This is a genomic window from Haloplanus ruber (assembly GCF_024494725.1).
Lineage (GTDB): Archaea > Halobacteriota > Halobacteria > Halobacteriales > Haloferacaceae > Haloplanus > Haloplanus ruber.
Genome location: NZ_JANHDK010000001.1, coordinates 59,388 through 74,023 on the forward strand (window position 1 = coordinate 59,388; position 14,636 = coordinate 74,023).

Sequence of the window (14,636 nt, forward strand, 5' to 3'; positions counted from 1 at the left end):
GGACCCCATCTTAAATCCCGCTACCTCGGTCGGCGAGCGACGGCGACCGGGGGTGAGACGGCTGGATCGTCGCCCGCGCCGGCGGGTCCGTGATCGTCCGCTCGCGGCCACCGGGCCAGCGCACCGTGACCGCCTGCGGCGTCGCCGACCCGAGGCCGAAGTGGGCGACGGGTTCCATCTGACAGAGGTAGCCACTCCCGCCGTCGACGATTCGAGTCTGTCGGCCGGCGTCGGTTCGGAGTGTCACCCGGGCGCCACGCGCCGGGGCGCCGGCCGGCGTCTGTGGCACCACCCGGAGCCACCCGCCGTCGTTGGGGGCGCTGTACAGCGAGAGCGGCTGTGCCTCGGCCTCGCCACGAACCACGAGCAGTTCCAGGGTACCGTCGCCGTCTAAGTCGGCGACGGCGGCGCCGGTGCCCATCCCTTCGGGTTCGAGGGCATCGCCCACGTTCGTCTGTGTCCAGCCGTCGTCGCCGTAGGTCAGCAGGCGGTTCGGCGCGCCCAGACAGTTGACGAACAGTTCCGTCCGCCGGTCGTTGTCGAAGTCGGCGGCGACGACGGTACGGACCCGTGCCGGGCGCGCGAGCGCCGACGGCGCGCCGTCCTGAAAGTGATCGTCATCGCGCGCGAACAGTCGGTTCGCGCCGTTCCAGTTGCCACAGACGATACCGGGAGTCAGGGCGCCGTCGGGCGTCACGAGCGCCGCCCCACGGGCGTTCTCGTCGGGGTCGGCGACGCCGTACTCCCGAGCCACGTCGACGTACTTCCCGCCGACGTTCCGCAGGAGCAGGTTCGGCCCTCGTTCGGCGCCGACGAACACGTCCGTCCGTTCCGAGAGGATTGGGCCGGTGGCGACCGACCGGCCGCCGGTGACGACGTCTAGGCCGACCGCGTCGGCGAGGTCAGTGATCCCGCCGTCGTCGCCCACCTCGTAGAAGCGCGCGGGAGCGCCGTAGCCGGTGACAAAGAGGCCGTAGCGACCAGTTCCGAGGCGGTCGACGGCGGCGACCGAGCGCCCCACGCGATAGTTCGCCCGACCCTGATTCACCGGATCGGCGAAGAGGTCACGCCACCGGTAGCCCTCGCCCTCCGGATCGAGGAGGAGGTCCGCCTCGGCGGAGGTGCCGCCGAAGGCGGCGACGTTGTGGACGTACACCTCCTCTCGGCCGTCGGCGTCGAGGTCGGCCGCGGCGACGCCGATGGCGTGGCGGCCATCGTCGGCGAGGACGCCACAGGCGGCGTTGACGACGCTACCGTCCTCAAACCGGAGGACGCGGTTGGCGTTGCCGAACCCGGCGACGAAGACAAGAGGACCGTCCGACCCGGGAGTGACGGCTGCGCCGTAGCCCCGAAAGGGCGGGTTGTCGGCGAATAGGCCCGAACGGTCCTCGAACATACCCCTCCCAAAGGGCGCGGGGTTAAGAGTCGCACGCTCCGCGAGGGATCGGCGCCCATCTGTCGGTCTCCGGGGGGATCACTCCTCCCACGCTTCGGCGAGGGTGCGCTGGACCGCCTCCTCGCCGACGGCGGCCGCGAGGTGTTCGAACCCTTGGCGTTCCCGCCGGTCGCCGGCGTCGGCGACGAGTCGCGAGACGATGAACTCGGGCGTAGACTTGCCGACGGTGCCAAAGCGGGGCTGATAATCCACCCGTAGCTCCAAGTCACCCGTCAGCCCCTCGGCGAAGATGCCGTCGACCCGGGCGGCCTCGGGGAGTGGACTCAGGTCGTCCGCGAGGTGGGTGACGTAGACGCCGAGGGCGCCTCGCTCGACGGTGAGGTCGACCAGCCCGTTCAGCAGGTCGGCGGCCCGCCCCGGCTCCGTGATTGCCTCGAACTCGTCGACGAGCATCAGCGTTCGCCCGTCGTCGGTCAGCGGCGGGACGATGGACTTCAGCGTCGACTCCAGCACGCCCGCGTTGAAGCTCGCGTGTCGGCGGTGGAAGACGACGGCGTCGAAGCCCCCGACTTCGGCGCGGTCGGCGGGCACCGGCAGCCCCATCGCGGCCAAGAGCGCGACGGCACAACAGGTCTCCAGCAGCGTCGTCTTCCCGCCGCTGTTGGCGCCGGTCAGCACCGCCACGCGGTCGCCGGTCGGGGGCGACAGGTCGTGGTTCCCGACCGCGTAGGTCACGGGGTCGGGGTCGTCGAGAAAGAGGTTGCGCGCCCCCTCGACGGCGAGGCGGTCGCCCCCGAGGATCGGCCGGACGAGGCCGTGTGCCTCGGCGAAGCGGGCCAGCGAGAGGTCGACGGCCACGTCGTCGACGGCGGCGAGTACCCGGTCGACGTCCTCGCGGGCGTCGGCGACCGCCGCCCGAAGGTCGTCCTCGATTTCGCGTTCGCGCTCGGTCGCCCGCCGTTCGAGGTCGTCGACGAGCGCCCGGAGCGCCGTACTCACGAAGTCGGCGGCGTCGTGGGCCTCCGCGGGTGCGGCCTCCTCGATGGCCGACCGCGAGAGACTCGTCTCGCGGTCGACGTAGTCGGCGAAGGCTCGCTGGAAGTCCGCCAGGTCGCGGACACCCGTCTCGCGGACCCGTTCGAGCACGTCGAAGGCATCGTTTTCGAGGGCGCGGGCGTCGTCGAGGCGGGCCCGGAGGTCGTCGAGGCGGTCGTCGGCGCCGGCGGCGACCCCGTCGGCGGTCACGTAGCCGAGCGCGTCGGCCGCCTCCCGCAAGGCGTCGGGATCGACCGCGCCGAGGGCGTCGAAGGCGGTGCCGTCGAGGCCCGCCCCCCGGAGCGAGAGCGCGGCGTCGACGGCGGCCCGCTCGCTTCCGGCGGCGGCGTCGTAGGCGTCGAAGGCCTCGACCACCGCCGCCCGCCCCGCATCGTCGAGGGCGGTCCAGGCCTCGCGGGCGTCGTCGACGGCGTCGAGTCGCGCCTCGATTGCCTCGCGTGCGGAGAGTGGCGTCAACACGCGGAGCCGGTCGGCCGCGTGCCGGGTGAGCGCGTACCCGCTTGCCAGTTCGAGCAGGTCGTCGTACACCTCGCGCGCGTCGCGGGTGGCGAGCGCGTCCATCCCGGCCTGATCGTTCGCGCGCCTGAGGATGCGCGTCGCCCGACCGCGTGTGATCCCCGCGTCGGTCAGCGCGCGCACGTCCGCGGACTCGATGGCGTCGACGGCGGCTTCCTCCCCGAGCGCCTCGCGGAGGCGCTCGCTCGTCTTCGGTCCCACCCCCCAGTAATCCTCCAGTCGCATACTGGGGCCAGTGTCGCCGGAGGGTTATAGTCACTCCCGGTTCCCCGCCCTGCCCGTTCCGCGGGCCAAGAGGGTCCCCGATATTCCACCTCCGCGAGCCGAACATCTTCGAGGGGTGCCCCGAGGGTCGGGAATCTGGTTTCGGTTCAAGGAGTCGCGTCTCCCACGTCGACCCATGAGGCTCACCCGAAAGACAATCGCGAAGGTGATCGCCGTGGCGTTCGTGTTCAACCTCGTCGTCATGGGCGCCGGGGCCTGGTTCGCGTATCACGAGGCACCACCCATTCCGGATCAGGTCGTCGGTCCCGACGGCGAGACGGTGGTCACCGGCGATGGAATCAGGGACGGCAAGGAGGCGTTCCAGCAACACGGGCTGATGAATCACGGATCGATCCTCGGCAACGGGGCGTACTACGGCGAGGACTACACCGCCGATGCCCTGGAGTTGAAGACCACGTACATGCGGTCGTACTACGCCCAAGAGCGGTACGACACCGCGTACGACGACCTGCCGACCGGTGAACGGGCGGCTGTCGACGAGGTGGTCAAGGAAGACCTCGACGGCCAGTACGACGGCGGAAATATCGAGTACTCGGCGGCGGAGCTGTACGCCCATCAGGAGGTCCGCGAGGTGTACGTCGAGCGCTACCACGAGGGGAGCCACGAACGCGGCGTCCCCGAGGGCATGATCGACAGCGAGGCGGACGCCCGCCAGTTCGCCGACTTCGCGATGTGGACGGCGTGGTTCTCTCACACCGACCGTCCGGACGGTGACCACTCCTACACCAACGAGTGGCCGTACGCGCCCGGGGCGGGCAACGACGCCACCGGCGCCGCGATGACCTGGAGTGTCATCGCGATGGTGTTGCTGGTCGCCGGGGCTGGCTTCGGTATCTGGCTCTACCGCTCGGTTCGGCTCCCCGAGCCGTCCGCCGAGGGACTCTCGGTGCCCGAACCCGGTGACGTGAGCGTCTTCCCCAGCCAGCGCTCGGCGCTTCGTTTCGTCCCCGTCGCCGCTGGTCTCTTTCTCGCACAGGTGTTGCTCGGTGGCCTGCTCGCACACTTCTACATCGAGCGGGCCGGCTTCTTCGGGATCGAGCAGCTATTCGGCGTCCCCATCCTCCAGATCCTTCCCTTTTCGATTGCGAAGACGTGGCACATCGACCTCGGCATCCTCTGGATTGCCGCCACGTGGCTCGGCGCCGGGCTGTATCTCCCGCCGCTGTTGACCGGCCACGAGCCGAACAACCAGTCGACGTACATCAACGGCCTGCTGGCTGCGGTGATCGTAGTCACCGTCGGCGGCCTCGGCGGCATCTGGCTCGGGGCGAACGGCTATCTCGGTGACCTCTGGTGGCTCCTCGGCAACGAGGGCCTGGAGTACCTCGAGGTCGGCAAAGTCTGGCAGTTCGGCCTGCTGGCCGGCTTCGGCCTCTGGGCTGTCCTCGCGGTTCGTGGACTGAAGCCCCTGCTCGACCGCGAACCGGTCTACGGGCTGGCACACATGATCCTCTATGCCGGTGGCTCCATCGCCCTGCTCTTTACCGCCGGCTTCTTTTTCACCCCCGAGACCAACATCGCGGTCACCGAGTTCTGGCGCTGGTGGGTCGTCCACATGTGGGTCGAGGGCGCCTTCGAATTCTTCATCGTCGCCATCGTCGGCCTGACGCTGGTGTCGATGAACCTGCTCCGGCGGCGGAGCGCCGAGAAGGCCGTCATGCTTCAGGCACTGCTGGTGATGAGCACCGGCGTCATTGGCGTCTCCCACCACTACTGGTGGGTCGGCATGCCCGATATGTGGGTGCCCATCGGTAGCGTCTTCTCGACGCTCGAGCTCATCCCGCTGGTGTTCATCCTCTACGAGGCACTCGGCCAGTACGGGGCGATGTCCGAAAGCGGCGGCTTCCCCTACAAGATCCCATTTATGTTCATCATCGCCAGCGGGGTCTGGAACTTCGTCGGTGCCGGCGTGCTCGGCTTTTTCATCAATCTCCCACTGATCAACTACTACGAGCACGGCACCTACCTCACGGTCGGCCACGCCCACGCCGCCATGTTCGGCGCCTTCGGCTTTCTCGCGCTCGGCATGGTCGCGTACATGCTCCAGCTATCCATCGACCCGAAGCGCTGGGACGGCTCCTGGCTCCGAGCGTCGTTCTGGTGTTGGAACGTCGGCCTGACGCTGATGGTCTTTGTCTCCGTCCTGCCCGTCGGCTTCCTGCAACTGGAGGCCGTGTTCACCGGGAGCTACGCCGTCGGCCGGAGTCTCGCGTTCTACAACCAGCCGATCGTCCAGACCCTATTCTGGGCGCGCCTCCCCGGGGACACGCTCATCATCCTCGGAACGGCCATCTACGCCGCGGACATCGTCCGCAAGCGGTTCGTCCTCCGGGCCTCGGAGGACGACCCGGACGTGGACGACATGGCCGTCGCCGAGGGCGTGTTGAGCGACGACTGACCCGGTCGGGCGTCGCCGCGACAACGACACGCCTTTTCGGCCCGGCCGGGAAAGAAGGGGTATGGACGCGAAGCGGGAACTGACCAGCGTCGACCTTGCGGCCCTCGTGGCGGAACTCGGGCGCTACGAGGGGGCGAAAGTCGACAAGGTCTACCTCTACGACGACGACCTCCTGCGGTTTCGGATGCGGGATTTCGACCGCGGCCGCGTCGAACTGCTGATCGAGGTGGGTGACGTCAAGCGGGCCCACGTCGCCGACCCCGACAACGTCGCGGACGCGCCGGGGCGGCCGCCGAACTTCGCGATGATGTTGCGAAATCGCTTGAGCGGCGCCGACTTCGCCGGCGTCGAGCAGTACGAGTTCGACCGCATCCTGCGCTTCGAGTTCGAGCGCGACGACGAGAACACGACCGTCGTCGCCGAACTGTTCGGCCAGGGCAACGTCGCCGTCCTCGACGAGACGGGCGAGGTGGTTCGGAGCCTAGAGACGGTGCGTCTGAAATCCCGGACGGTCGCTCCCGGCTCGCAGTACGGCTTCCCGGACTCGCGGATCGACCCCCTGACGGTCGGCTACGACGCCTTCGTCCGACAGATGGAGGACTCCGACACCGACGTGGTCCGCACTCTGGCGACACAGCTCAACTTCGGTGGACTCTACGGCGAGGAAATCTGTTCACGCGCGGGCGTCGCGAAGGATCTCGACATCGCCGACGCCGGCGAGGCCGAGTACGAGGCGCTCTACGACGCCATCGGTCGGATGGCCGACCGGCTGCGAGACGGCGACTTCGATCCGCGCGTCTACCTCGAAGACGACCGCGTCGTCGACGTGACACCCCTCCCCCTCGAAGAGCGGGCGGAGCTGTCGGCCGAGGGCTTCGACTCGTTCAACGCCGCCCTCGACGACTACTTCTACCGGCTGGAGCGCGACCCCGAGGAGGAGACGACGGGCACCGAGCGCCCGGACTTCGAGGCCGAAATCGCCAAACAGCAGCGTATCATCGAACAGCAGGAGGGTGCTATCGAGGGGTTCGACGAACAGGCGGCGGCCGAACGCGAGCGCGCCGAGGCGCTGTATGCCCACTACGACCTCGTCGACGAGGTCATCTCGACGGTCCGGGCGGCGCGCGAGGAGAGCGTCCCGTGGGACGAGATCGAGGAAACCCTCGCGGAGGGTGCCGAACGCGGCATCCCGGCCGCCGAGGCCGTCACGGACGTCGACCCCGCCGAGGGCGAGGTGACGGTCGACCTCGACGGGGTCGTCGTCCCCGTCGATCCCGCTATGGGCGTCGAGAAGAACGCCGACCGGCGCTACACCGAGGCCAAGCGGGTCGAGGAGAAAAAGGAGGGCGCGCTGGCGGCCATCGAGAACACACGCGAGGAACTGGCGGCGGTCGAGCGCCGGCGCGAGGAGTGGGAGGCCGACGACGGCGACGACGACGACGACGCGGACGGGGACGACGAGGACCGCGACGTGGACTGGCGGTCGATGTCCTCGGTCCCGATCAAACAGCCCGAACACTGGTACGAGGAGTTCCGGTGGTTCCACACGAGCGACGACTTTCTCGTCATCGGCGGGCGCAACGCCGACGAGAACGAGGCGCTGGTGAAAAAGTACATGGACGGCAACGACCGCTTCTTCCACGCGCAGGCCCACGGCGGGCCGGTGACAATCCTGAAGGCGACGGGGCCGAGCGAGAAGGGCCGCGAGGTAGACTTTCCCGATGCCAGTCTGCAGGAGGCCGCCCAGTTCGCCGTCGCTTACTCCTCGGTGTGGAAGGACGGCCGCTTCGCGGGCGACGCCTACATGGTCGACCCCGATCAGGTGTCGAAGACTCCCGAGAGCGGCGAATATATCGAGAAAGGCGGGTTCGTCATCCGCGGCGACCGCACCTACTTCCGAGACGTGTCCGCGAGCGTCGCCGTCGGCATCCAGTGTGAACCCGAGACGCGGGTGATCGGCGGCCCGCCGACGGCGGTCGAACCGCGCGCCGAGACGACGCTCCGTCTCGAACCGGGCAAGTTCGCCCAGAACGACGCCGCCAAGCGGTGTTACCGGCGGCTCAAGGAGCGCTTCGCCGACGAGTCGTTCGTGCGGAAGGTGGCGAGTCCGGACCGGGTGCAGGAGTTCCTGCCGCCGGGCGGGAGCGACATCGTCGAGGAGTAAGCGTCAGCTCAAACATCTGTACTACTACGGCCGGCGCCGTAGCGGTGACCAACCTGGAACGGCCCGTTGACTCGGAGTCCCACGATCACCGAACCCCTCGGCGACCGAGCGACGGCCGGATCAAACCGGTCGTGAGCGGCGGCTTTCCCACGCTCCTCGGCGCCCTCGTGGTGTCGGCCACCCCCGTCGCGGGCTATCCGGGCAGCGTTCTGCGGGCGCCGACGGCGAGACGGGGGCGAAGCGGCTGGCGGTCCGAGCGGCCGGAATGGCAAGCTATGTGGCCGTGGACGGCATCCCTCCGGTATGCGAATCCAGAGCCGTGGTCGCGGCGAGGAGGGACGCACCCGGCTGACGGTCGTTCCGGAGAACGTCGACGACCTCTGGCACCTGTCATACGTCCTCGAACCTGGCGACGACGTGGATGGAGACACCAGCCGACGCATCCAGCGGGACGACGACCAGATGCGCGACACCGGCGGTGAACGCGAACACATCCACGTCACGCTGGAGGTAGAGGACGTGGAGTTCGCCCGCTTCGCCAACCGACTCCGGGTCGGCGGCGTCATCGTCGGCTGTTCCCGGGAGGACCAACTCGGCCACCACCACACGCTGAACGTCGAGGAACACGACGAGCTGACGATTGAAAAGTACTTCAAGCCGGACCAGATGGAGCGGATCGAGGAGGCCGAAGCGGCCGCCGAGAACCCCGACGTCGCCATCGCCACCGTCGAGGAGGGCGAGGCCCACGTCCACACTGTCGCCCAGTACGGCACCGAGGAGTACGCCTCCTTCACCCGGCCGACGGGCAAGGGGGAGTACGCCCGTCCGCGGTCGGAACTGTTCCACGAACTGGGCGAGGCGCTCTCGCATCTCGATCCCGACGCCGTCATCCTCGCGGGGCCGGGGTTCACCAAGGGCGACGCGCTGGATCACTTCGACGACGAGTTCGCCGAGGTAGCGGAGAAAACGACGACCGTCGACACCTCGGGCGTTGGCGACCGTGGCGTCCACGAAGTGCTCAAACGGGGGGCGGTCGAGGACGTCCAGGACGAGACGCGTATCGCCCGCGAGGCGGAACTCATCGACGAGTTGACCGAGCGGATGGCGACGGGTGAGAAGGCGACCTACGGGCCGGAGGCGACCGCCGAGGCCGCCGAGTACGGCGCCGTCGAGACGTTGCTCGTCCTCGACGACCGCCTGCGCGAGGAGCGCGGCGGCCGCGGCGACTGGGATATCGACGCCGACGAGGTCATCACGTCCGTCGAGCAACAGGGCGGCGACGTGGTCGTCTTCTCCGGCGAGTTCGATCCCGGCCAGCGACTGAAGAATCTCGGTGGGATCGCGGCACTGTTGCGCTACCGGCTGGAATGACAAAGCGCGCACGGCTCGCCGGACAGGCGTTTCTCGGCCTCGCGACCCTCCTGTTCGTCGGGAGCGCGGTCGCCGTCGTATCCGGCGTTATCGGGGTGGAGACGCTGATGACGTTGGGCGTCGTGGCGGTATGCTGTCTCGTCGGCGGCACGATCCTCGCCTGGCCGTCCTGACTACTCTCGCCCGGTCAGCGCCTCGCTGGCCGGCGCGAACGATATCGTCTCGCCAAGGTCCGCCTCGATGGCCTTCTCGTAGAGCATCGCGGCGGCGGCAACGGTTTCGATACCCGTCCCGCCGCTGTCGAAGACGGTGATCGCCTCCTCGTCGGGTCGCCCCGGTTGCTCGCCGGCGACGACTGACCCGAGTTCGCCGTGGCAGTGGTCGGCTTCGACCGCGCCGGACTCGACGGCGCCCATGTAGGAGCCGGCGTCCTGCGTGAGCCGTCCTTGGAGGTCGATCACGTACGTCGAGCGCGCGACCGTCGTGTCGTCGAGTTCTCGCTTCTCGGGGTGGTACTGGCCCATGGCGGTGACGTGAGTCCCCGGGTCGAGGCGGTTCCCGTCGAAGACCGGCGCCGACGCGCTCGTCGCCGTGACGACCACGTCGGCACCCTCGACGGCCGCATCGCTGGAGGAGACGGCGGCGACACTGGCGTCGAGCGCTCGATCCATCTCGCCCGCGAACTCCTCGCGGCTCTCCTTTGTCGGCGAGTACACCCACACGGTTTCGAGGTCGCGGACGGTCGCAGCGGCGCGTAACTGCCCCCGGGCCTGCGCGCCGGCGCCGATGACCGCCATCGTCGACGCGTCCGGACGGGCGAGGGCGTCGACGCCGACGGCGCCCGCGGCGCCGGTCTTGAACGGGTTCATGCTCGCGCCGTCGAGTAGCGCCAGCGGTTCGCCCGAGTCGGCGTCGAACAGCGGCGTGACGAACCAGGCGTCGCCCGCACCGAACCCCGCGCCGTACACGTAGCCGCCCATCACCCCGGTTTCGGGGAGCACGGCCGTATAGGAGGTAAACAGCCCCGGTGGCTCCTCGTTGTACAGGGCGGTGCGGGGTTCGGCCGGCGCTCCCTCGCCGCGCTGACGGTACCCCTCGCGCACGGCGTCGACGTACTCCGCCGGGGTCGCCAACTCCGCGACGTCCTCGCTCGACAGGAACAGCGTGTCGGTCATACCGCCCCACAGTGCGTGCGCGTAGTTATACTGTCGGCCGACGACCGTCGCCAACGGCGCCCGCCGCGAGCGCGTATCACACCGACGATGATTAACTTTCGTCGGCATACCTAGCAGGAATTAAGAACGTCCGCGTCGTTTCGTCGAGTGTGAACGGGAACGATCGGTCGATTGTGGGATTGTTGATGTTGGCCCACGGGATGGTCCACACGTACGAACTTTCCATCCCGATTTTCGTGACTATCTGGCTCGCCGAGTTCGAGGTAATCGCTATCGCGGGGGTCGAAGTCGGCGTCACCCAAGCGACGTTGGGACTTGTCGTCACCGCCGGCTACGGACTGTTCGGCGTCGGGGCGCTTCCGGGTGGTATCCTCGTCGACCGGTTCGGGTCCCGACGGCTCATCGCCGCTTGCCTGTTCGGCATGGGCGGTTCGTTTTTCCTCCTCGGCGTCGCTCCCGATCTCGTCGTCGTGGCGATTTCCCTCCTGTTGTGGGGGCTTGCGGCGAGTGTCTACCACCCGGCTGGCCTGACGCTCATCAGCAAGGGGATGGAGGATCGGGGAACGGGCTTTGCCTACCACGGCGCGGCCGGTAACGTGGGCATCGGCCTCGGGCCGCTGTTGGCGGCGATCCTCCTCCTCGTCTTCGACTGGACGACGGTGGCGACGGTGCTTGCCGTCCCGGCCATCCTCGCCGGACTCTATGCCCTCCGCGCGGAGTTCGACGAGACGGCCGCGGTCGACGGAGTCGGAACCGACGGCGGCGAGCCTCGAACGCAGGGCGGGGTCGACTCGCTCTCTCAGTTCGTCACCGAGTCCAAACTCCTCTTTGCCGGCGCGTTCGTCATCGTCTTCCTGATCGTCATCGCCAACGGCCTGTTCTACCGCGGGGTGTTGACCTTCCTGCCGAATCTGCTGGAGGGGCTTCCCGGGTTCGAGCCGATCCCGCTCGCCGCGTTCGTCCCCGGCGTCGAGGCGGGGTCGGGGCGCACGCTCAAGCCGGAGCGGTACTTCTACGCGGGGCTGTTGCTCGTGGGCGTCGCCGGACAGTATCTCGGCGGCAAACTCACCGACCGGGTCCCACCGGAGTACGGCATCGCCGGCGTCTTCGGCCTCCTCGCCGTCCTCGCGCTCTCGTTCCTGCCCGTAGCGGAACTCGGGATCGGCCCCCTCTTTGCCCTCGGCACGGTGTTCGGGATTACGCTCTTCGCCGCCCAGCCGCTCTACCAAGCCGCCGTCGCCGACTACACCCCTTCCGGTACGCGTGGACTCTCCTACGGATACACGTATCTCGGGTCCTTCGGCGTCGGTGCGTTGGGTGGCGCCGTCGCCGGGGCGGTCCTGACGTACGCCGACGCCACGGCGCTGTTCGGCGTCCTCGCGGGCTTCGCGCTCGTCGCCTCGGCCGCCGCGGTCTATCTCATCGTTCGGGACTGACTGCGGCCGTCACGGGGCCGTCCGCCCTCGACGGCGCTCGTTGCCTACCGGAGTTTGAAAAAGAGTGTCCGCCAGAGTCCCAGACCGACAAGGCCGGTCACTAGCGAGACGGCGACGAACGACAACTGGACGCCACCGTGGGCGAGCGGCGTCGCGCGGATACCCAGCGCGATAGCGTCGGCGACCAGCCACGAGCGAAGCGCCAGCGGGACGGCGGCCTTCGCCGACTCGGCGGCCCCGGGAGCGTACGCCCCGAGCAGCGGCGCCGCGACAATCCACCCGACCACGAAGGGTGCGATGGTGCTCAGGAGATAACCCGGGTTCCCGAGGACGAACGCCATGCCGTTGTGGTGGACCGTGCCCGCGCTGAAGACGGCGGCGACGACGAGCAGGTCGCCGACCGCGAGCGGGGTCGCACGGCCGTCGAGACGACGGTCGAAGAAGGCCGCGACTGCGTTTGCCATATCCGCGCTTGCGACTGATGCCTAATGGCTCCCTCGCTTTTTGCCGACGACGGTGAACGCGAACCCGCGGTCGAGGACCGACGGGGCCAGTCCCGCGGCTGCGACGGCGTCCGCCGTCGCCGCCGGCCCTCGAAACGTCGAGTCGAAGCCGACGGCTCGCTCGGCCGCGACCAAGGCCCGCCCCCGGATCGTCTCGGGGTCGAACTCCCGGATCACCAGGACCCCGCCCGGCCGGAGGACCCGCGCCGCCTCCGCGAGCGCGGCGTCCGGGTCGGGGAGGTGATGCAGCGCGTCGAGGACGACGACGGCGTCGACGACGCTACCGTTCGTCTCGTGGGACTCACCCGCCTCGTTGCCACGGAGCGGGAGGCGTCCGGCGTCGCCGCACACGGCCGCCGACCCGCGCCGGCCCGCCCTATCGAGCATGGCCCGCGAGGCGTCGACGACGATGGCCGTCGGGGGGCGCCACCCCTCGGCTCCCGGCCGACTCACCGCCCGCGCGGCCCGGCCGGTGCCGCCGGCCAGATCCAGTACCCGCTCGACGGGGCGATCCGCCCGCGCCAGCCCCGACCAGAGCGGCTCCGGGTCCGTCTCGGGTGCGAGTCGGTCGTAGAGCCGCGCGACGCGGTCGAAGAAGTCGACGTCTCCCGGACCGTGCATGGGTTGGGTCGACCGCCGAGCGCCAAAGGTTTCGGGGGCGCGGGTCTACGACCCGTATGGAGTTTGCCCTCCTCGGGTGGCCGCCGGACGCCCCGACGCTCCGCCTCGACTACCGCCGGTTCGCCTACGCGGGCAAGTTCGTCCGTGGCTCGACCGGGACAGCGGTCGTCCGCCGCTCCGACCGCCAGCCCGCGGCCGCCGACGAGTTCGACCGTGATATCCTCGCGGCGGCGTCGTTCGGCGCCGACCGCACCGACGCCGATTGCCTCGTCGTCCGCTACGTGACCGTTCGCGACGACCGGCACGGCGAGGGAATCGGCGCCCGACTCCTCGCCTTCGTCGCCGCCCGTGCCGACGCGCGGGGCTACGACCGGGTCCGTATCGCCGTCAACAACCCTGCGGCCTACCGGGCGGCCGCCCGCGCCGGCTTCGCCTTCGTCGGCCGGGAGACGGGGCTGGCGGAACTCGTCTGTGAGCGGCCCGCGGCCACCCCCGCCGACCGGGACCCAGAGCGGTATCGAGCGGGGCTGGCCCGGTTTCGTGGCCGGGAACTGGGTGAGGGGTTGGCGGCCCGCCTCGACGACTGGCTCGGGGGCGACCCGCCGCCGCTCGTGCGCGCGCCGGCCGGGGTCGACGCCGACGGCCAGCGGGTCGACACCGGGCGCGAACCCGGACGTTGAAAGCCCACGCTCGCGTAGAGGCGAGCGATGGGCAACGCAGACCTCCGACAGCTCGCCGCCCTCTCCGAGGTGGACTGGGACGAGGTGGCGGGCAGCGTCGTGGCCGTCGACGCGCACAACTGGCTGTACCGCTATCTCACGACGACGGTCAAGTGGACGAACGACGCCGTGTACACCACCGCGGCGGGCGAGGAGGTGGCCAACCTGGTCGGCGTCGTCCAAGGCCTGCCCAAGTTCTTCGAACACGACCTGACACCTGTGTTCGTCTTCGATGGCGGCGTGACGGAGTTGAAGGACGACGAGGTGGCGGCCCGTCGGGAACAGCGCGAGCAGGCGGCGGAGCGACTGGCCGCGGCCGAGGAGCGCGGCGACGCCGTCGAGGCTGCTCGCCTCGAAGCGCGCACGCAGCGTCTCACGGACGTGATTCTGGAGACGACCCGGGACCTCCTCGCGCACCTCGATGTCCCGGTCGTCGACGCGCCCGCCGAGGGCGAGGCACAGGCCGCGTACATGGCCCGTCGGGGCGACGTCGACTACGCCGGCAGCGAGGACTACGACGCCCTGCTGTTCGGCGCGCCGTACACCCTCCGACAGCTGACGAGCGAGGGCCGCCCCGAACTGATGGATCTGGACGCCACCTTCGACCGCCACGACATCTCTTGGGAAGGCCTAATCGACGTGGCTATCCTCTGTGGCACGGATTTCAACCCCGGCGTCGACGGTGTCGGGCCGAAGACGGCGCTCCGGGCCATCGCGGATCACGGTGATCTGTGGGCCGCGCTCGACGCCGAGGGCTGGCAGGTGGCCAACGCCGACCGGGTACGGAACCTCTTTCGTGACCCGCCCGTGACCGACGACTACGCCGTCGACACCGACATCGATCCCGACGTGGCCGCCGCTCGCGCGTACGTGACCGAGCAGTGGGAAGTCGAGGCCGACGAGGTCGAACGCGGCTTCGAGCGCATCGAAGACGCCCTCGTCCAGACGGGCCTCGACCGCTGGACCTGATCCGGCCCAGGGGAGGTTTTTCACGCC

Annotated in this window: 12 protein-coding genes; 7 read left to right on the top strand and 5 right to left on the bottom strand. The window is 69.4% G+C overall.

Annotated elements, in window-relative coordinates:
* Window positions 1–10: 10 nt before the first annotated feature.
* Together NO878_RS00290 and NO878_RS00295 are read right to left on the bottom strand one after the other, a co-directional pair.
* A complete protein-coding gene (locus NO878_RS00290) occupies window positions 11–1,396 on the bottom strand; it encodes a CRTAC1 family protein (protein WP_256403970.1) in 1,386 nt (461 codons plus the stop codon).
* A gap of 78 nt (window positions 1,397–1,474) precedes the next feature.
* Window positions 1,475–3,193, bottom strand: a complete 1,719-nt coding sequence (locus NO878_RS00295; RefSeq protein WP_256403971.1) for a DNA mismatch repair protein — start codon at window positions 3,191–3,193, stop codon at window positions 1,475–1,477.
* A 175-nt stretch (window positions 3,194–3,368) separates the two neighbouring features.
* Between NO878_RS00295 and NO878_RS00300 the strand changes: the two genes are divergently transcribed.
* The 4 genes from NO878_RS00300 to NO878_RS00315 all read left to right on the top strand — a co-directional run bounded on the left by NO878_RS00300 (window position 3,369) and on the right by NO878_RS00315 (window position 9,359).
* A complete protein-coding gene (locus NO878_RS00300) occupies window positions 3,369–5,651 on the top strand; it encodes a nitric-oxide reductase large subunit (RefSeq protein WP_256403972.1) in 2,283 nt (760 codons plus the stop codon).
* Window positions 5,652–5,712: 61 nt separating this feature from the next.
* Window positions 5,713–7,815: a ribosome rescue protein RqcH gene (gene rqcH, locus NO878_RS00305; protein WP_256403973.1), complete on the top strand. Its 2,103-nt coding sequence runs from the start codon at window positions 5,713–5,715 to the stop codon at window positions 7,813–7,815.
* Window positions 7,816–8,118: 303 nt separating this feature from the next.
* Entirely contained in the window at window positions 8,119–9,186 is a 1,068-nt protein-coding gene (locus NO878_RS00310; protein WP_256403974.1) for an mRNA surveillance protein pelota, read from the top strand.
* Complete coding sequence (locus NO878_RS00315; RefSeq protein WP_256403975.1) at window positions 9,183–9,359, top strand: hypothetical protein; 177 nt, start codon at window positions 9,183–9,185, stop codon at window positions 9,357–9,359. The genes NO878_RS00310 and NO878_RS00315 overlap by 4 nt, the downstream gene beginning before the upstream one ends.
* Here the strand turns inward: NO878_RS00315 and NO878_RS00320 are convergent, their stop codons facing one another.
* Window positions 9,360–10,361 (bottom strand): ornithine cyclodeaminase family protein, encoded by a 1,002-nt coding sequence (locus tag NO878_RS00320; RefSeq protein ID WP_256403976.1) that lies wholly within the window; start codon window positions 10,359–10,361, stop codon window positions 9,360–9,362.
* 185 nt (window positions 10,362–10,546) lie between these two features.
* Here NO878_RS00320 and NO878_RS00325 point away from each other — a divergent pair, with 185 nt between their 5' ends.
* The gene (locus NO878_RS00325; RefSeq protein ID WP_256405439.1) at window positions 10,547–11,797 is read left to right on the top strand and encodes an MFS transporter; all 1,251 of its coding nucleotides are present in this window, start codon (window positions 10,547–10,549) and stop codon (window positions 11,795–11,797) included.
* A gap of 44 nt (window positions 11,798–11,841) precedes the next feature.
* Here the strand turns inward: NO878_RS00325 and NO878_RS00330 are convergent, their stop codons facing one another.
* Window positions 11,842–12,261, bottom strand: coding sequence for a DUF3054 domain-containing protein (locus NO878_RS00330; protein ID WP_256403977.1), 420 nt, complete (start codon window positions 12,259–12,261; stop codon window positions 11,842–11,844).
* A 21-nt stretch (window positions 12,262–12,282) separates the two neighbouring features.
* Window positions 12,283–12,921 carry a class I SAM-dependent methyltransferase gene (locus NO878_RS00335; protein WP_256403978.1) on the bottom strand — a complete coding sequence of 213 codons (639 nt, stop codon included), beginning with the start codon at window positions 12,919–12,921 and terminating at the stop codon, window positions 12,283–12,285.
* Window positions 12,922–12,977: 56 nt separating this feature from the next.
* On the opposite strand from NO878_RS00335, the gene NO878_RS00340 reads away from it, so the two are divergent.
* Together NO878_RS00340 and fen are read left to right on the top strand one after the other, a co-directional pair.
* Window positions 12,978–13,601, top strand: a complete 624-nt coding sequence (locus NO878_RS00340) for a GNAT family N-acetyltransferase (RefSeq protein ID WP_256403979.1) — start codon at window positions 12,978–12,980, stop codon at window positions 13,599–13,601.
* Between the two features lie 27 nt (window positions 13,602–13,628).
* Window positions 13,629–14,609 (top strand): flap endonuclease-1, encoded by a 981-nt coding sequence (gene fen / locus NO878_RS00345; RefSeq protein WP_256403980.1) that lies wholly within the window; start codon window positions 13,629–13,631, stop codon window positions 14,607–14,609.
* The last annotated feature ends 27 nt before the right edge of the window (window positions 14,610–14,636 follow it).